Genomic DNA, 18266 nt, shown 5'->3' with positions numbered 1-18266 from the left:
AGATTCTTATAACTGATTTTTACGGATGCATTGCCTCGTGCTCCCTTTTGATCTCAGCAAAGCAGTCCGGCGCGGTCCACCCGCTGTTCGTCGGGGTGAGGATCGCTTTGTAAGGGAAGGGGCCTGCCCCGCATTTTCTCAGCGCGGCAAGCGCCTGGTTGAGCCGGCTGTCGTCGAGAAAGCAGAAGACGAGCATGGTATCCGGAAGCTCCGGACCGTCATAAGTGCCCTCGGCAGGCGTCATTTCTTTGATCCCGGCGAGGACGCCCAGAGGCTGGTTATATTCTGAAGGCGCGACCTTTTTCAGCCGGACGCGGAGCGGGAACAGCGCCATCTCCAGCTTTAAAAGGCGGTCTTTTTCGGGCGGGTTAAAAAGTAAGATTGTTTCTTTCATATGATAAATTCTCCTGAAATTATATTTGCAGTCTTTATTTTAAATGAAACAAGAGAAAAAGGAAAGGGCTTCCGCGGGAAAATCAGAGAAAACAGCAGCAGTAACAGGCTGGAGAAAGATTCATATTTATATTATAGAAAGAATGCGGTTATGTGCGGGGGTGCGGGAATGAGGCTTTGCGAATTAAGGGACAGAGAGGTGGTCAATATCTGCAGCGGGAGGCGTCTCGGCTGTATCGTGGATGTGGAGATCAATATCTGCAACGGAGAGGTGGAGGCGGTGATCATCCCGGGACCGGGAAAGATCTGCGGATTCCTCGGGACGGACTGCGAGTATGTGATCCCGTTTGCGTGTATCAGGAAGATCGGGCCGGATATCGTGATCGTGGAGATACAGGAAGAAAAGTTTTTGCAAAAATTTTAACGATTGTGTATAATGGACGCAGATTGCAGAATAAGTCCGAAATGAATGCGGAGAAAGGCGGAAAAAGTATGAGATGTCCCTATTGCGGAAACCCGGATACAAGAGTGATCGATTCCAGACCGGCAGAGGATAAGAGTTCCATCCGGAGAAGACGTTCCTGCGACGAGTGCGGCAGGCGTTTTACGACCTATGAGAAAGTGGAGACCATTCCCCTGATCGTGATCAAGAAGGATAACAACCGCGAGCAGTACGAGCGGTCCAAGATCGAGCACGGCGTGCTCAGCGCGTGCTATAAGCGGCCGGTGCCGGCGGAGGCGATCCAGAAGACCATTGACGCCATTGAGCTGGAGATCTTTAACCGGGAGGAGAAGGAAATCCCCAGCAGCGTGATCGGAGAGATCGTCATGGACAAGCTGAAAGACCTGGATCCCGTGGCTTACGTCCGGTTTGCGTCAGTTTACCGGGAATTCAAGGACGCGAATACATTTATGGATGAACTGAAGAAGTTCCTCCAGTAACAGGGCGGAGAGAATGATATGCGGACCTATAAGCTGACCATCGCCTATGACGGGACGCGCTATCAGGGATGGCAGAGGCAGGCGAATACCGATCAGACGATCCAGGGGATCCTGGAAAGGACAGTCGGGGATATGCTCAGAAAAACAGGAAATCTCCGGGAGGATTTTCCGGTCGAGGTCAACGGTTCCGGGAGGACGGACGCCGGAGTCCATGCCAGAGGGCAGACTGCCAGCGTTGTACTGCCCGGGCTTGCGGCGGAAGGCTTTTTTACGGAAAAGGTAAACTCCGCGCTTCCGGCGGATATCCGCATCCTGGATGCGGAGCTTGTGAAGAATGGGTTCCATGCCCGCAGGAGCGCGGTGGGAAAAGTGTATGAATATCACATTGACACCGGGGAAAAGCCGGATGTATTTGCAAGACGGTACTGTTATCATTATCCCCATGAGCTGGATCTTGACAGGATGAGAGAGGCGGCGGGATATCTGACCGGAACTCATCAGTTCAGTGGGTATACGGATAAAAAGGATGGAAACTCCACAAAGAGGACGATCTATGATATAATGGTCACCGGACAAGACAGCAGAGTGACTCTTGAATACAGGGGGACAGGCTTTTTGTACCATATGGTGCGCATACTGACAGGCACGCTGATCGAGGCGGGTGCACATCAGCGCTCCGCGGAGAGCGTCCTTGACGCACTGAGGTCGGGAGACAGATCCCGGGCCGGATTTCTCGCCCCGGCGGGAGGGCTGTTTCTGAAAGAAGTATGGTACAGATAGAGAGAAACAGGGACAGATACAGACGGATCTGTCCCTCATTCAGTCCGGGGACGGATATGATATAAGGAGGGAATGCATGAAACTCATATCATGGAATGTAAATGGCATACGGGCATGTGTCCAGAAGGGCTTCCTGGATTTCTTTAAGGAAGCGGACGCGGATATCTTCTGCATCCAGGAGACGAAGATGCAGGAAGGGCAGCTCACACTGGACCTGCCGGGCTATCATCAGTATTGGAACTACGCCGTCAGAAAGGGATATTCGGGGACCGCGGTATTCACTAAAAAAGAACCGATTTCCGTGTCTTATGGGATCGGGATCGAAGAACACGACCAGGAGGGCCGCGTGATCACCTGTGAGTTTGAAGATTTTTATTTTGTCACAGTGTACACTCCCAATTCCCAAAATGAACTGGCGAGGCTGGATTACCGCATGAAGTGGGAGGATGATTTCCGCGCGTACCTGAAAAACCTGGAGAAGACAAAACCAGTCGTCGTGACAGGGGATATGAATGTGGCGCATAAAGAGATCGACCTGAAAAATCCGAAGACAAACCGGAAAAACGCCGGATTTACGGACGAAGAGCGCCAGAAGTTCACCGAGCTCCTGGATGCGGGATTTATCGATACGTTCCGATATTTCTATCCGGATCAGGAGGGGATCTATTCCTGGTGGTCCTACCGGTTCAGCGCGCGCGCAAAGAACGCAGGGTGGCGTATTGATTACTTCTGCGTATCAGAGGCGCTTAAGGACAGGCTGGAGGACGCAAAGATCCTGACAGAAGTCATGGGATCTGACCACTGCCCGGTAGAGCTTGACCTGAAAGACTGAGGACGGGCATAAGTCTTCCAAAATGCAGAAAATCAAAAGATTAGATATAGAATAAAGAGGAAAGAAGGAATTTAAAATGACAAAGATCGACATTATCTCCGGCTTCCTCGGAGCCGGAAAGACAACACTGATCAAAAAACTGCTCTCAGAAGCATTCAAAGGGGAGCAGGTCGTGCTGATCGAAAATGAATTCGGGGAAATCGGCATAGACGGCGGGTTCCTCAAAGAATCCGGTATCGAGATCCGTGAGATGAACTCCGGGTGCATCTGCTGTTCTCTGGTAGGTGACTTCGGGAAATCCCTGCGTGAGGTAGTTGATACTTATCATCCCGACAGGATCCTCATCGAGCCTTCAGGAGTAGGCAAGCTCTCGGATGTGATCAAAGCGGTCCGGGATGTACAGGGAGACATCGACGCGCAGCTCAACAGCTTCAGCACAGTCGTGGATGTGACAAAGTGCAGGATCTACCGGAAAAATTTCGGAGAGTTCTTCAGCAACCAGATCGAGTATGCCGGCGCGGTGATCTTAAGCCGGACAGATAAGGCAAAGCCGGAGAAAGTGGAAGAGAGCGTGGCCCTGCTGCGAGAACTAAACAGCAAAGCCCCGTTTATCACGACTCCGATCGCGCAGCTTCCGGGGGAGAAGATCCTGGAGACAATGGAATCCGGCAAGTCCCCGGAAGAAGAGCTGCTCGAGGAGATCATCTGCCCGGAGTGCGGACATCACCACGGGCACGGCGAGTGCTGCGGGCATGACCATGAGCATGGACACCACCACGATCATGAGCATGATGAGCACCATCATGATGAACATGACCATGCTCACGGCGAATGCTGCGGCCATGATCACGGTCACGATCACGGGCACGGACATCATCATCACGGCCATGAAGGGCATCATCATGCGGACGAGGTCTTCACCAGCTGGGGCAGAGAGACGATCCACACATACACAAAGGAGCAGATCTCCGATATCCTAAGGACGCTCGAGGAGGATGGTTCTTACGGAAATGTGCTGCGTGCCAAAGGCATGGTCCCCGGAGCGGACGGAGAGTGGATCTACTTTGATATGGTTCCCGAAGAACATGAGGTGCGCGCCGGAGCGCCGGAATATACCGGGCGTATCTGCGTGATCGGCGCGGAACTTGCGGAGGAGAAACTGGCGGAGCTGTTCGGGCTCGCCGGATGAGACAGGGGAGGACAGAGATGGAAGAACCGAATGTAATGGTCTATTTGATGACCGGATTCCTGGACAGCGGCAAGACGCAGTTCCTTAACTTTACCCTGAAACAGGATTATTTCCAGATCGACGGAAAGACTCTCCTCATCCTCTGTGAAGAGGGGGAGGAAGAGTATGACCCCATGGAAATGCTGAAGTACGGCGTTGTGATCGAACGGGTGGAAGAACAGGAAGACCTGACGGAAGAATGGCTGGAAGAGATGGATAAAAAGCATGAGCCGGAACGTGTCGTGGTCGAATATAACGGGATGTGGAAGGTCAGTGACTTTGAGAGCCTCAGGCTTCCGGACGGCTGGGCAATCGAGCAGAAGCTCACGACAGTTGACGCCAGTACGTTCCAGATGTATCTGACAAACTTAAAACCGCTTTTTGTGGAGATGGTCAGGAATGCAGAGCTTGTGCTGTTCAACCGGTGCGAGGATATCAAGCCGCTGGCGGGGTACCGCAGGAGTGTAAAGGTGGTAAGCCCTCAGGCGGAGGTTATCTTTGAGGATGAGAACGGAGAGGTGGAAAATATCTTTGAGGATGACGTGCCTTACGACCTGAAAGCGCCGGTCATTGAGATCGCGAAAGAAGATTATGGGATCTGGTATGTGGATATGATGGAAAATCCGGACCGGTATAAGGGAAAAGTGGTAGAATTTACGGCAAAGGTAATAAAACCCAGGTCATTCCCATCCAAAGTATTCCTGCCCGGGCGCATGGCGATGACCTGCTGTGCTGACGATACGACATTTCTCGGGTATGTGTGCAAAAGTCTCTATGCCCCGAAGCTGAAACCGGGAGACTGGGTAAAGGTACGGGCAAAGGTCGGTTTTGCCAATGTCTCTGTATACCGGGGCGAAGGCCCTGTCCTGGAGGCGGAATACATCGAGGAAGCACAGCCCATCGAGGAGCTTGTATACTTTAATTAGGCGGATATGCAAAATGAAGACGGGGCGGACGCGGCCCTGGAGCTCATAATGATAGATGCCTGCCGGACAGGGCAGGGGGATATGGAAGGAGAACACGGATATGGAAAAAAATTATGATGTGATCGCATTGGGAGAACTGCTGGTAGATTTTACGATGAACGGGCAGAGCAGCCAGGGCAACGGGATGTTCGAGGCATGCCCGGGCGGAGCGCCCTGCAATGTACTGGCGCTTCTGAATAAAATGGGAAAGAAGACCGGATTTGTCGGAAAGGTCGGAAAGGACCAGTTCGGCACAATGCTCAGAGAAACGATCACAGAAGCCGGGATCGATGCATCCCATCTCATGACAGACGATACGATAAATACAACGCTGGCATTTGTGCACACATTCCCGGATGGAGACAGAGAATTTTCGTTTTACCGCAATCCGGGGGCTGACATGATGCTCACAGAGGAGGAAGTGGATCCTGCATTCATCAGCCAGGCGCGGATCTTCCACTTTGGCACACTTTCCATGACGCATGACGGCGTGCGCGCCGCGACGAAGAAAGCTGTGCAGGCGGCAAAGGACGGCGGGTGCCTGATCTCCTTTGACCCGAATTTAAGACCGCCGCTGTGGAGCTCCCTTGAACTTGCGAAAGAGCAGATGGAGTATGGGTTCAGCGTATGCGATATCCTGAAGATCTCTGACAATGAGATCCAGTTCGTGTCAGGAAAGGAAGATTACGATGAGGGGATCGCGTATCTTCAGGAGAACTATGATATCCCGCTGATCCTCCTGACTATGGGCAAAGACGGAAGCAGGGCTTACTATAAAGGAATGCGGGTGGAGCGCCCGGGCTTTACCGTACAGACGATCGAGACGACAGGGGCCGGGGATACGTTCGGGGGAAGCTCCCTGAACTATCTCCTGGAGCATGATTTCCATAATCTCACAGAAGAAGAGCTGGGAGAGATGCTCACATTCGCCAATGCGGCGGCAGCCATCGTCACTACGAGGAAAGGGGCGATCAAGGCGATGCCGGAGAGAGAGGAAGTAGAGCGGCTCATAAAAGGATAAAGCTGTATTTGTGGGGGAGCCTGTGATTGAGTAAAACGTCCTGCATCAAACCGACGGTTTTCGGACGTTTCACCAATCGTCCGGTTCCCCCACAAATCCAGATCAGATCACCACAGGCCCATCACATGCTGCATCCCGAGGCTGACCGCTGATATCCCGATCCAGCAGCAGAATCCTGTGAAGATCGGCTTCCCGCCGGTCCTGACGAGCTGGATGATATTCGTGTTCAGCCCGATGGCAGCCATTGCCATTACGATCAGGAATTTGCTCAGTTCTTTCAGCGGAGCGGTGATGTCCGCCGGGAGCTGGAAGACCGTAGTCACCACGGATGCCAGGATGAAAAACAGGACAAAGAACGGGAAGGAGCGTTTCAGGCTGAACGAGGATCCTTTTGTATTTTTCTCTTTCCGTCCTCTCCAGAGCGCGAGGATAAGGGTGATGGGGATGATGGCCAGCGTTCTGGTCATTTTTACGATGGCAGCGCTTTCCAGTGTATTGCTCCCGTGGATCCCGTCCCATGCCGTGGCTGCCGCGGTCACTGAGGAAGTATCATTCACAGCCGTGCCCGCAAACAGGCCGAAACCATCGTTGCTCAGTCCGAGTGCCGCGCCCAGAGTGGGGAAGATCAGCGCCGCGAGTACATTGAAGAGAAAGATCACGGAGATCGACTGGGCGACTTCCTCATCTGAGGCATCGATGACAGGGGCTGTCGCTGCGATCGCGCTCCCGCCGCAGATGGAGGAGCCTACGCCTACGAGGACCGCATTGTTGGATTTCAGCTTAAGTGCTTTATACAGGATGAATGCGATGATGAGAGAGGTTGAGATCGTGGCCAGGATGATGGGGAGCGACTGCTTCCCTTTTGCCAGGATCTCGGTCAGGTTCATGCCGAATCCGAGGAATACGACAGCAGCCTGGAGTATTTTTTTTGATGTGTAATTGATCCCTGGAGTAAAGGGGTCTTTTTTTGTGAGAAAAAGCGTGATGACCATGCCGATCAGGATCGAGAATACCGGACCGCCGATCACGGGCACTGCCTGTCCGAGAAACCACGCCGGGACTGCGATAATGAGGCAGAGAGAGAGCCCTGCCCCGTTCTTTTTGATGAAATTCATAGAGATTCCTCCATTATCTTTATTTCCATATATTGGCTCTGTGGATAAGATATCATAAAAAAATCATAAAATAAAATTATTAATATTTATTTTATGATAAATATATGTTATAGTTATCCACAGGGAGTAATTCTGTATAGATACAGTGGCAGAGTGGATGGCATCGGATCAGGAGGCGGAGGCGCAGCTTCCGTCAGTCTGCGGGCATCCACTCGTATGCTGCGGCTTTGACGGACGGTTTTTGAGGGAAAGCTTTGTCCGGTATTTTTAAAGGGGTTTCATATTTTCATACTGACTGTGCGTGGAGCGGCATTGCTGCCGGATTTTGGCAGGCAGCCGCAGAGATAAGGGGAGAAGGACATGCTTGATTTCAGGATGGAAACATTTCTGGCGGTCTGCCAGTGCATGAATTTCACAAGGGCATCGGAAAAACTGAATATCACACAGCCTGCGGTGTCCCAGCACATCCGCTTTCTGGAAAAGCATTATAATACGAAGCTGTTCCGCTATGAGGGGAAAAAGCTGCGTCTTACCGGCGCGGGAGAGATATTGAGGAACGCGTCGCTGACCATGATGCATGACGAGATTTCTTTGCAGAGTGCGATGGTGAAGTCGGAAGAAGAGGAAGAGATCCGTTTTGGGGCGACCAGGACAGTTGGAGATGTGCTGATGGGCAGTATCCTGGAAAAATATCTCGGGAAATACCCGGATGCGGATATCCACATGATCGTGGATAATACGCAGGGGCTGCTTAAGCGGCTCGATGACGGCGAGATTGATTTCGCTCTGGTGGAAGGTTTTTTTAAAAAGACAGAATATGATTTCAGGAAATTTTCGGATGAAAATTATATCGCAGTGTGCGGACCGGCCTATCCGTTCAAAAAGACGCCGGACAGGATCGAGGATCTCTTTGGGGAACGGCTCCTCATGCGGGAGAAGGGCTCGGGTACCAGAGAGGTGCTGGAACGCTGGCTGGACTCGCACAACCTGAGCGCTGAGGACTTTGATAAGGTCATGGAGGTGGGCAGCCTGCACACGATCAAAGAGTTGACAAAAGCCGGGTGCGGTATTACATTTTTATATGAAGCTGCGGTCCGGGAGGAACTGAGGACCGGCGCACTTGTGAGGATCCCGCTGAAGGATTTCAGGGTATCCCATGAATTTACATTTATCTGGCGGCGGGGAAGCATCTACGCTGACAGATACAGAGAAGTCTTCCGCAGATTTTCCGAGTGACACAGCTTACACAGGATACTGCTTATAAACAGTTCCGTTTACATATGAGACGGAGAAATCCCGTATCTCACAGAGAAAAAGAAAAGGAAGTGAAATCCCGGATGCTTAAGGTAGAACATTTATCATATGACGTAGTAGAAGAGGGCAGACAGTCGGAGATCCTCTCTGACGTCAGCTTTACAGTAAACGACGGCGAGATGCTTGTCATCACAGGGCCCAACGGAGGAGGAAAATCCACTCTGGCAAAGCTCCTCATGGGGATCAACAAGGCGACGGGCGGAAAGATCATCCTCAACGGGCAGGACATCACGGATCACACCATCGATGAGAGGGCAAAGGCAGGGCTCGGTTTTGCGTTCCAGCAGCCGCCCCGTTTTAAAGGAATGACCGTTCGCCGGCTTTTATCCCTGGCAGCAGGAGAGCCGCTGGATGAGAAGACATGCTGCGCGCTCCTGAGCAGTGTGGGGCTCTGCGCGATGGAGTACATTGACAGGGAGGCGGACGCCACGCTGTCCGGCGGGGAGATGAAGAGGATCGAGATCGCGACCGTGCTGGCGAAGCACCATGATCTCTGTGTCTTTGACGAGCCGGAGGCAGGGATCGACCTGTGGAGCTTCTCCATGCTGATCAAGCGTTTTGAACAGATACACAAAGAGAAAAAGGAGAGCCTGATCCTGATCTCGCATCAGGAGAGGATCATCCAGATGGCGGACCGCATCATGGTCATCTCTGACGGAAAAGTACAGTCCATCGGGGACGCCAAAGAGATCATGCCGCATCTCTTCGGTGCGGAACTGGATTCCTGCGAGTGCAGGAGACAAAAAGGAGGCGAGCTTTATGGAGTCTAAGAAGATCGATCTGGACAAGGTGACCCAGGATGTGCTGAAAATGATCGACTCCTATGGGTTTAAGCAGGAAGGCGCATACAATCTGCGCTTAAACGGTATGGCAGTGTGCCATGGGGACAGCCGCCATATCAATATTGTAAAAAAGGAAGACAAGCCGGGGATCGACATCCATATCAGCGGTGAGGCAAAGAACGAGCAGGTGCATATCCCTGTGGTCATGTCCCGGGAAGGTGTGGATATCGTTTACAATGATTTCTATATTGAGGACGGCGCGGATGTGACCATCATCGCAGGCTGCGGGATCCACGGAGAAGGCTGCTCCGAGACGAGACATGACGGCATCCACGCGTTTCATGTGGGAAAAGGATGCAATGTAAAATATGTAGAGAATCATTACGCGGAAGGGGAAGGCTCCGGGCAGAAGGTCCTGAACCCTGTGACAAAGATCTATGTGGGCGAGGATTCGGTATTCACTCTTGAGACGACGCAGATCCGCGGAGTGGATTCCACGGAGAGAGAGAATTATATCGAACTTGCAGACAATGCGAAACTTTTCGTCACTGAGAAGCTGATGACAGACGAAGGGCAGACCGCGGTCTCCAACATGGATATTGAGTTAAACGGAGAGAACAGCTCGGCAAGGATCGTATCCCGCTCCGTGGGAAAAGGATCGTCCAAGCAGGTGTTCCATCCCAGGGCCATCGGAAATAACCGATGCCACGCCCATGTCCAGTGTGACTCTATCATTATGGACCAGGCGGAGATCAGCTCCATCCCGGAGATCAATGCGCGCCACGTGGACGCGCAGATCATCCATGAGGCTGCCATCGGCAGGATCAATGACGAGCAGCTCGTGAAGCTCCGGACCTTCGGAATGAGCGAGGAGGAAGCTGAGGCAGTGATCATTGAAAGCTTTTTGAAATAGGGAAACGTACAGCAGAGCTCCCGCCGCTGCCCTGATATAAAGGCAGCGGCGGGAGCTGGTTTCTGTTTTTGAAAGGTTGTACGGATTCAGTTTTCTTTTGCCCATCCGTAAGCATATTTTACAGCTTTGTTCCATCCCTTGATACGGGCAGACCTGTCTTCTTCGCTGATGGAAGGCGTGAAGGTGCGGTCAACTGCCCAGTTCTTGACCACTTCGTCCTTATTCTTCCAATAACCGACAGCAAGCCCTGCCAGATAGGCGGCGCCCATTGCCGTTGTCTCCACGCAGACCGGGCGGTTCACGGGAGCGTTTATGATATCAGCCTGCACCTGCATGAGAAAATTGTTGGCGCTGGCGCCTCCGTCAGCTTTGAGGGAAGCCAGTCCGATCCCGGAGTCGGCCTTCATGGCGCAGAGGACGTCATTCACCTGGTAGGCAATGGATTCCAGAGTGGCGCGGATGATGTGGTATTTGTTCACGCCGCGGGTGATGCCCACGATCGTACCGCGGGCGTACTGATCCCAGTGAGGAGCCCCCAGTCCGGTGAATGCGGGCACCACATAGCATCCGTTCGTATCCTTTACCTTTGACGCCATATATTCGGAATCAGCGGCTGAGTCGATGAGGCGCATCTCATCGCGGAGCCACTGGATCGCTGCGCCTGCCACAAAGATGGAACCTTCCAGTGCATAAGTGACTTTCCCGTCCAGCCCCCAGGCGATGGTCGTCACAAGCCCGTTTTCAGAAAAGACCGGCTGCTCCCCGGTATTCATGAGGAGAAAGCATCCCGTGCCGTATGTATTCTTTGCCTCTCCGGGATGAAAACAGGTCTGGCCGAAAAGTGCAGCCTGCTGATCCCCGGCAGCTCCGGCAATGGGGATCCTGCCGCCTAAGAAAGAAGGATCTGTCTCGCCGTAGACGCAGCTTGACGGTTTGACATCCGGCAGCATACACTTTGGAATATCGAGCTCATCCAGGATTTCATCGTCCCACTCCAGTGTGTTAATGTTAAAGAGCATAGTGCGGGAAGCGTTGGAATAATCTGTCACATGCACAGCTCCCTTTGTGAGTTTCCAGATGAGCCATGTCTCCACGGTCCCGAAGAGGAGTTCCCCTCTTACTGCGCGCGCTCTTGCCCCGGGGACATTGTCCAGGATCCATTTTATCTTTGTTCCCGAGAAATAGGCGTCGATGACAAGCCCGGTCTTCTGCCGGAATCTGTCCGTAAGTCCTTTTTCTTTCAGGGAATCGCAGTATTCGGAAGTCCTGCGGCACTGCCAGACAATGGCATGGTACACAGGCTCCCCGGTATTTTTATCCCAGACGATGGCAGTTTCCCTCTGGTTTGTGATCCCGATGGCGGCGATATCCGACGCTGACGCCCCGATCTTGGTCATTGCCTCCACTGCCACTCCGAGCTGGCATGCCCAGATCTCGTCCGCGTCGTGTTCCACCCAGCCGGGCTGCGGGAAATACTGGGTGAATTCTCTCTGTGCCACGCTGCATATATTCCCTTTCCGGTCAAACAGGATGCACCGGCAGCTTGTCGTCCCGGCATCCAGTGCCATGATATATTTCTGCATATGTATCCGTCCTCCTTTCGTGTCCTGTTAAATGCGTCTGCTCTGCGTTACTCTGAGTTGACCGCCTATGACATTGGCTTGCAGACATCGATCCACTCTTTCGCGCAGGCGTACTGCTCCAATTCCCCGCATGTCAGTTCCACAGCCGAATTCCCGCTGCCCGCGGCCGGGAATACAGTCTCAAACCGCTTCATGGAGATGTCGAGATATACTGTGGTACTTTCCGGGTTCCCAAAAGGGCAGACCCCGCCGATGGCGTGCCCGGTCAGCGGTTCCACATCCTCCGGCGCAAGCATCTTTGCCTTCATCCCGAAGAACTGTTTGAATTTGCTGTTGTCGATCTTCATATCCCCTGCGGTCACGATGAGGATCGCGGCGTCTTTTTCCTTTGTGTAGAATGAAAGTGTTTTGGCGATGCGCGCCGGCTCCACGCCGACCGCCTGTGCCGCGAGCTCTACGGTAGCGCTGGAGACCGGAAATTCCAGGATCTCCTTAGCGATATTGTTTTTCTTAAAATAATCTTTTACGATTTCGACTGACATGATGAAACAGACCTTCCTTTCTGATGTATGCCGGTCAGTGAGTGCCGGCTGTAAGAAAATTATAACAGTTTCAGGGCGGCAGGGGAAGGGCGATTTACATCGCAAGATCCGTATGCTAAAATGAACCTGTCTTATATCATTACAGTTTAAAAATAAAATTCAGAATGTATCAGCTCCATTTTGACGGCGGTACAGATTTTGTATATCGTAAATATTGGGATGAGTCTGAAAATCATTTTATTGGGGAGCTTTAAATTACAGAGGAGCTATAAATATATAAGAGATGATAATTTTAATTACAGGAGCGTCGCACACAGGAAAAACTGCACTTGCTCAAAAACTGCTTGAGAAATATAAATACCCATATTTATCGATCGATCATCTGAAAATGGGTCTGATCCGCAGCGGGAATACAAAACTCACACCCATGAGTGACGACAGGGATTTAACAGTGTATTTATGGCCTATTGTCCGCGAGATCATTAAAACTGCTGTTGAAAATAAGCAGAATTTAATTGTGGAGGGCTGCTATATCCCGTTTGACTGGCAAGAGGACTTTACTTCGGAATATCTTGAAAATATAAAATATTACTGCCTCATAATGAGTGAAGACTATATCAGAAGGCATTTTGCAGATATAAAGCGGTATGCAAATATTATTGAACAGCGTCTGGACGATGACTGGTGTACTGTGGAACGTGCGTTGAAAGACAATGAGGAGATATTAAACTATGCACAGAGATATAAAGTGAACTGCATATTTATCGAAGATGAATACGAAATAAACATTGATTTGGACATTGATTTATATACTCCATAGCGATTTACATTGGAAAATCCATATGCTAAAATGTACCCAGCTTGTATCATCGCAGCCGAAAGATACAATATGACCAACAAGAAAAAAGAAACAAAAGAACCATTGATTACAGGCACATCCCCGCCGGGGTCAGCAGGACTCTTCGCAGAGCGGGAGCGCCGCCTCAAGGATCTGGAGCAGCTTACATTACTGAGCGATGTGTTCATGTCCGTAGTGCTCTCTGACCGGAATGCATGCCAGCATGTAATACGGATCCTGATGGATGATCCGGGGATCGAGCTTGTTTCTGTCAGAACCCAGTATGTGATCTCGAAAGTAATCTCGCATGGGGCAAGGCTGGACGTCCTTGCAGAAGATAAGAAGGGCGTTATCTGCCATCTGGAGATAGAAGGGGCGGATGTCGCTGACCATGCCCGGAGGACCAGGTTTTACGGTTCTGTTACGGATGGGGAATTCCTGAGAAAGGGCCGGGATTACAATGAGCTCCCGGAACGGTATATTTTTTATATCAGCCGTAAAGACATATGGAAAGACGGTTATACCGTATACGAGGAAGAAAAACGGTTCCGGCAGACAGGGAAAAAACACAATGATGGTTCGCACCTGATTTATGTGAATGCCGAGATTGACGACGGCAGCAGGATCGCTAAATTGATGAAGTATTTTAAAACGGCGGATCCGTTTGACGACAGTGAGGGAGAGTTGTCAAAGCGGGTACGATTCCTGAAGACAGAGGAAGGAGGCATAGAGATCATGTGTGAGATAATGGAGAGGATACGTGAAGAAGGTAGAGAATCTGGTATGAAAGAAAGCCATAAGAAAACAGCCTGGAATCTGGAGAAGATGGGGATGCCTCTGGACACGATCGCGAAAGTGGTTGAAGAAGATGTTTCCGTTGTGAGGCAGTGGCTGAAATCGGCGAAATAAGCCGGACTCAACTGCCGGTATGGTTACAATTGCAGAGACAGTAAGTATAATAGAGACAGGAAAACAAGACCTGTCTCTTATTTTTGCATGAAAAGCAGCTTTTAGTATACAGGAGGTGCGTCAGATGGATCAGAAGAAGATCGGGGCGTTTATCGCCCAGCGGAGAAAAGAACTGAATATGACACAGAAAGAACTGGCGGAGAAAATGAACATTACGGACCGTGCGGTATCGAAATGGGAAACCGGAGTTTCCCAAAGTTAAAGATACCACATCAATCCCACGCGGACTTTTGCTCAACCGATACAGCCGGAGGGCTGGATAACAAGAAAAGGCGGTATGCGCCCCGTGGAGGGGTAGCGTACCGCCTTTTCTTGTGGGGGTTTCCAAAGGGGGCAACGCCCCCCATTTGGCACACGACTTTGCGAAGCAAAGTGTAGTGTGTTATACGCTCTGCCGGCGTTGCCGTGAAAATGCCGTTGCCGCCGGGGAGGGCAAGGGCATTTGAAGCGGCAGGAAAACAGGGCTGTGCTTGCGTGGCGTGGAGCCGCAAGCGCAGGTCTGGACTCATCAGCAGACAGGGCGTATATGAAAGCCCCAGTTCCTCGTCCTACGCTCCAACTTGTGGACAAAGTGTCCCGAAGTTGTGGCCACACTCCCGGAAAAGTAGCAGGACAGCGGGCAACCGTCAAGGCTGAAATGAACGGGGTTACACCCGGCCTTGACCGCCGCCCGCCGCCCCGCTGGATGGGTGGACAAGGCGGCCAATCCCTCAAAGTGCTTGTCCGCGCTCTTTCTGATTTTGAGGTATTCAGTTTTTCAAAATTGAATAATCAAAATAAATTTTTTCGATTGAAAAAATTTTATTTGTTATCATCTTCAATGCCATATTTTTTCTTTTGCCGAATCACATAATTACTGATTTTTTCATCATATAGTGGATACTGGTAATCCAACTGGCATGCCACTTCTGACGAAACCTCCCGGAACAATGCCATACATTGTTCAAAGGATTCCCACATATGAGGATAGGAATCCATATTATAAGTGGACATAAGTCGTTCCCACAATTCCTCTGGGACATATTGCTTCATAAATTTATAGTTTTTTCCCAAACTGAAATGAAATCCCTGTTTGATACCAATCAGCCAGGAAATCATGCGAAGCAATTCTTTTCGTACTATATCATTCATATGGTCAATAGCAAAAAGAATTTCTTTGCGGCATAAGCCCTTTACTACATATGTTGTAGTATTCCAAAATTCATTACAGCAATCGTCAAACATTCTTTGAGTAGGCTTCTGCAAGTGGTAGTCTATATCCGTTGGTATTGGCGGCTTTACGATACGGTTGTCTTTATCCAACAGTAACTTTACCAGTTTATCCCATGTAAAATACTCGTCTATCAGTTCCAGCGGCAGCAAAGTTAAATCTATCTTAACATCATCAGTAAACAGCATTAAATATGAAAATCCCTTTTCTACAGCTGGAAATAATTCCATATCTTCCGGCTTTTGCAGAATCAACCTTTCACCAAATATATCTAGCCATTTATCATCACTTGTGAAGCTGTCCATATCCGTAACAAAAAAAGTAATATCAAAATCCTGAAAATCATCAGGCGGAATATTTGTATTTGTTCTAGATCCTTCCAAAGTAACCATGCGAATGCGTTTGTCTGTTTTTGCAAAATTCAAAACAATATCATAAACTTCCTTTTCTGATCTCATTTTTATCTCCTCCAATTATTGAAATAGGTGTGAAGCCATTTTAGGGCTTTCCCGCCTTGATTGCCCATCAGCAAAGACGGGCGGGACTGTCAACGGCGGCGCATTTATGCGCCGTTCATCTTGACCGTTGACTGGCTCGGCTGGCTTTGCTATCTTCCTGACAAATGGGAATGTCTAAGATAGTAAAGACGTCCCACATGCAACTCTTTCTTTTATTGCGGAAACCGTATCTTTAATTGTGAATGTAGTTGTGTCTATGACATTTGATTCATATACTCCCAAACCGGAAAATTGCTCCCACATTGTTTCTACTAATTCAACATTTGTTTTTCTGTCTAATTTTGAACGTTCCACAGCTCGTTTCATAGTTTCTTCTTTACTGGCTCTTAAAACAATATAGTGTACTTCATAATCTTCTCGAACAAGGGCTCTCCATGGTTCTAAAAACCACGGCCCGACAATTCCATCTACAATTACATCATATCCGCCGCGGGCATAGCGCTTTGCAGCTTCTAAAAAGGCTTCAATGACAACTAAATTTTGTTCGTTGGACTCTGGTAAATGCGGCGGTATTGCTCCTTTGCTTAAATAATGAAAAAAGTCGTCTGTGTGCATATGCACAGATTTATCCATGTTCGATTCTTTTGCGACAATCGACGCAGTTGTTGTCTTTCCTGTTCCCGGCGAACCTGTAATCACAATAATTCTTCCTTGATTCATCTACATTCTCCCTCGCAATTCAGATTTACCGCTCTCTTTCTGATTTTGCAGCGTTTCTTCTCTCAAGATTGAAATGGGCGGGAAGCCATTTTAGGGCTTTTCCGCCTTGACTACCCATCAGCAAAGCCAGGCGGGACTGTCAACGGCGGCGCATTTATGCGCCGTTCATCTTGACCGTTGACTGGCTCGGCTGGCTTTGCTATCTCTCGATAAATTGTACCGAAATATTGAATTATTCTGGTACATACAAATAGCAACCTTTCACATGGTCATTTACAATTCCGATTGCCTGCATATACGCATATATAATCGTGCTGCCTACAAACTTAAAGCCTCGTTTTTTTAAGTCTTTACTGATTCTATCTGAAAGTGGCGTTGTTGCAGGAATGTCCGCTTCCGATTTGAAATGATTATGAATCGGTCTATTCTTAACATAAGACCAAATAAACTTATCAAAACTTCCGTATTCTTCTTGGATTTTGATAAATTGCTGTGCGTTTGTGATTGTCGACTTAATTTTTAATCTATTGCGAACAATATTGGGATTTTGCATTAACTCATCAATTTTAGTTTCGTCATAGAGAGCAATTTTTTGATAATCAAACTCGTTGAAGGCTTCCTTAAATGCAGCTCTTTTATTTAATATCGTCAGCCATGATAATCCGGCTTGCATACCTTCAAGAACCAACATTTCAAATAGTTTTCTATCATCATGAACGGGCTTTCCCCATTCCTCATCATGGTATTCTTTATAGAGTTCTGTGGTTGCCCACGAACATCTTTCTCTATCGTCTTTCTTCATGGTATCCTCCGTTTTGTAAAATTTGTTTTTGTCGCCCACTTATTTTCTCCCCCGCTGCGGCTTTGGATTTTTCAGCAAGTCCGACTTTTGTGCAATTCTTTTTAGCCACTTTCTTTCTTCCTCTGACAGCTTCCCATAGTTCAGCTTGAGCCGCTTACAGATAAATGCCATAGCCGCCTGCTCCGGGTCGCTGTCCTCTCTGGTGGTTTCCTCTGCGGTCTGCAAGAAATCTTCCAGTGGGTTGTCCTCTGAGACACTGAAAAAATCGTCCTTATGGGCTTCCCGCAGGTCGAGGGCTATCTTGTTTATGTCCTGCTGTATCACATAGCGGCAAAAGCTGTCATCGTCAATATGGGCGGCGATAAGCTGCCTTAACTGCGGGTCAGTCAAGCCGGGATTGTGTTGTTTCATAATCGTTGCACTCACGGCGTCCACAATGGCGTTTGCACTCTGTACCTGTTTTCCCGCCACGCCGTTCACATAGATTTCAAGGTCGGCCATGAGCCGGGGAAAATCCGGGTGGGTCGCCAGTTCACACAAAAGGGAATTGTCCACCAGCCCGCTTTTCAATAGTTCAATCATATCATCACTCAAATGCAGGTCTGCAAGATCGGCGTTTGGGTGATTTCTTGTTTGAGAACGGCCCAGCAGATAATCAACAGTCACTTCATAGAACTTTGCCAGTTCAATAAGGGCATAGTGGCTGATGTCCTTGAAGTTGTCCCCCTCATAACTGCCTAAAGCGGACTTGGAGAGATGGGTTTTCTCCGCAAGCTGTTCCAGCGTCAGTCCGCGCTCCACACGCAGGTCTTTCAATCGTTCTTGTATGGATAGTTCCATGCTCCCCCTCCCTGTCTGC

General features: G+C 49.7%; 21 protein-coding genes. 13 read left to right on the top strand and 8 right to left on the bottom strand.

The features are described from left to right. Positions 1 to 19: 19 nt before the first annotated feature. Positions 20 to 394 (bottom strand): DUF3783 domain-containing protein, encoded by a 375-nt coding sequence (locus B5G27_RS10290; protein ID WP_087178805.1) that lies wholly within the window; start codon positions 392 to 394, stop codon positions 20 to 22. 168 nt (positions 395 to 562) lie between these two features. On the opposite strand from B5G27_RS10290, the gene B5G27_RS10285 reads away from it, so the two are divergent. The 7 genes from B5G27_RS10285 (at position 563) to B5G27_RS10255 (ending at position 6161) form a co-directional block, all read left to right on the top strand. Further along, positions 563 to 817, top strand: coding sequence for a YlmC/YmxH family sporulation protein (locus B5G27_RS10285; protein WP_087178929.1), 255 nt, complete (start codon positions 563 to 565; stop codon positions 815 to 817). 68 nt (positions 818 to 885) lie between these two features. Next, positions 886 to 1335 carry a transcriptional regulator NrdR gene (gene nrdR, locus B5G27_RS10280; RefSeq protein ID WP_087178928.1) on the top strand — a complete coding sequence of 150 codons (450 nt, stop codon included), beginning with the start codon at positions 886 to 888 and terminating at the stop codon, positions 1333 to 1335. Positions 1336 to 1353: 18 nt separating this feature from the next. Then, positions 1354 to 2115 (top strand): tRNA pseudouridine(38-40) synthase TruA, encoded by a 762-nt coding sequence (truA, locus tag B5G27_RS10275; RefSeq protein ID WP_087178804.1) that lies wholly within the window; start codon positions 1354 to 1356, stop codon positions 2113 to 2115. Between the two features lie 76 nt (positions 2116 to 2191). Then, positions 2192 to 2947, top strand: a complete 756-nt coding sequence (locus B5G27_RS10270; protein ID WP_087178803.1) for an exodeoxyribonuclease III — start codon at positions 2192 to 2194, stop codon at positions 2945 to 2947. Positions 2948 to 3023: 76 nt separating this feature from the next. After that, positions 3024 to 4136, top strand: coding sequence for a CobW family GTP-binding protein (locus B5G27_RS10265; RefSeq protein WP_087178802.1), 1113 nt, complete (start codon positions 3024 to 3026; stop codon positions 4134 to 4136). 17 nt (positions 4137 to 4153) lie between these two features. Then, positions 4154 to 5101, top strand: coding sequence for a TIGR03943 family putative permease subunit (locus B5G27_RS10260; protein WP_087178927.1), 948 nt, complete (start codon positions 4154 to 4156; stop codon positions 5099 to 5101). 100 nt (positions 5102 to 5201) lie between these two features. Continuing rightward, positions 5202 to 6161: a carbohydrate kinase family protein gene (locus tag B5G27_RS10255; protein WP_087178801.1), complete on the top strand. Its 960-nt coding sequence runs from the start codon at positions 5202 to 5204 to the stop codon at positions 6159 to 6161. A 107-nt stretch (positions 6162 to 6268) separates the two neighbouring features. Here the strand turns inward: B5G27_RS10255 and B5G27_RS10250 are convergent, their stop codons facing one another. Next, positions 6269 to 7276, bottom strand: a complete 1008-nt coding sequence (locus B5G27_RS10250; RefSeq protein WP_087178800.1) for a YeiH family protein — start codon at positions 7274 to 7276, stop codon at positions 6269 to 6271. Positions 7277 to 7636: 360 nt separating this feature from the next. Between B5G27_RS10250 and B5G27_RS10245 the strand changes: the two genes are divergently transcribed. The 3 genes from B5G27_RS10245 to B5G27_RS10235 all read left to right on the top strand — a co-directional run bounded on the left by B5G27_RS10245 (position 7637) and on the right by B5G27_RS10235 (position 10285). Beyond that, positions 7637 to 8512: a LysR family transcriptional regulator gene (locus tag B5G27_RS10245; RefSeq protein WP_087178799.1), complete on the top strand. Its 876-nt coding sequence runs from the start codon at positions 7637 to 7639 to the stop codon at positions 8510 to 8512. A gap of 101 nt (positions 8513 to 8613) precedes the next feature. Next, positions 8614 to 9360 (top strand): ABC transporter ATP-binding protein, encoded by a 747-nt coding sequence (locus B5G27_RS10240; protein WP_087178926.1) that lies wholly within the window; start codon positions 8614 to 8616, stop codon positions 9358 to 9360. Continuing rightward, on the top strand, positions 9350 to 10285 hold the full coding sequence (locus B5G27_RS10235) for a SufB/SufD family protein (RefSeq protein WP_087178798.1): 936 nt from the start codon (positions 9350 to 9352) through the stop codon (positions 10283 to 10285). Before B5G27_RS10240 ends, B5G27_RS10235 begins: the two co-directional genes overlap by 11 nt. 86 nt (positions 10286 to 10371) lie before the next feature. Here the strand turns inward: B5G27_RS10235 and glpK are convergent, their stop codons facing one another. Continuing rightward, entirely contained in the window at positions 10372 to 11868 is a 1497-nt protein-coding gene (gene glpK / locus B5G27_RS10230) for a glycerol kinase GlpK (RefSeq protein ID WP_087178797.1), read from the bottom strand. A 65-nt stretch (positions 11869 to 11933) separates the two neighbouring features. After that, positions 11934 to 12410: a YbaK/EbsC family protein gene (locus B5G27_RS10225; RefSeq protein WP_087178796.1), complete on the bottom strand. Its 477-nt coding sequence runs from the start codon at positions 12408 to 12410 to the stop codon at positions 11934 to 11936. Between the two features lie 283 nt (positions 12411 to 12693). Here B5G27_RS10225 and B5G27_RS10220 point away from each other — a divergent pair, with 283 nt between their 5' ends. The 3 genes from B5G27_RS10220 (at position 12694) to B5G27_RS10210 (ending at position 14419) form a co-directional block, all read left to right on the top strand. After that, on the top strand, positions 12694 to 13230 hold the full coding sequence (locus B5G27_RS10220) for an adenylate kinase (RefSeq protein ID WP_087178795.1): 537 nt from the start codon (positions 12694 to 12696) through the stop codon (positions 13228 to 13230). A gap of 69 nt (positions 13231 to 13299) precedes the next feature. Next, positions 13300 to 14157, top strand: a complete 858-nt coding sequence (locus B5G27_RS10215) for a PD-(D/E)XK nuclease family transposase (RefSeq protein ID WP_143449697.1) — start codon at positions 13300 to 13302, stop codon at positions 14155 to 14157. A gap of 124 nt (positions 14158 to 14281) precedes the next feature. Continuing rightward, positions 14282 to 14419 carry a helix-turn-helix domain-containing protein gene (locus B5G27_RS10210; protein WP_087178793.1) on the top strand — a complete coding sequence of 46 codons (138 nt, stop codon included), beginning with the start codon at positions 14282 to 14284 and terminating at the stop codon, positions 14417 to 14419. 599 nt (positions 14420 to 15018) lie between these two features. Here B5G27_RS10210 and B5G27_RS10195 read toward each other — a convergent pair. The 4 genes from B5G27_RS10195 to B5G27_RS10180 form a co-directional block, all read right to left on the bottom strand. Continuing rightward, positions 15019 to 15885, bottom strand: coding sequence for an aminoglycoside 6-adenylyltransferase AadE (locus B5G27_RS10195; RefSeq protein ID WP_001255868.1), 867 nt, complete (start codon positions 15883 to 15885; stop codon positions 15019 to 15021). Positions 15886 to 16059: 174 nt separating this feature from the next. Continuing rightward, positions 16060 to 16605: an AAA family ATPase gene (locus tag B5G27_RS10190; RefSeq protein ID WP_087178791.1), complete on the bottom strand. Its 546-nt coding sequence runs from the start codon at positions 16603 to 16605 to the stop codon at positions 16060 to 16062. A gap of 232 nt (positions 16606 to 16837) precedes the next feature. Beyond that, positions 16838 to 17407, bottom strand: a complete 570-nt coding sequence (locus B5G27_RS10185; RefSeq protein ID WP_005934810.1) for a DNA-3-methyladenine glycosylase I — start codon at positions 17405 to 17407, stop codon at positions 16838 to 16840. A gap of 39 nt (positions 17408 to 17446) precedes the next feature. Then, entirely contained in the window at positions 17447 to 18247 is an 801-nt protein-coding gene (locus tag B5G27_RS10180; protein WP_087178790.1) for a helix-turn-helix domain-containing protein, read from the bottom strand. Between the last annotated feature and the right edge of the window lie 19 nt (positions 18248 to 18266).

This window comes from Lachnoclostridium sp. An76 (assembly GCF_002161355.1).
Taxonomy (GTDB): domain Bacteria; phylum Bacillota; class Clostridia; order Lachnospirales; family Lachnospiraceae; genus Mediterraneibacter; species Mediterraneibacter caccavium.
Note: the sequence above shows the minus strand (reverse complement) of the source record. Positions and strands in the feature narration are given on the sequence as shown.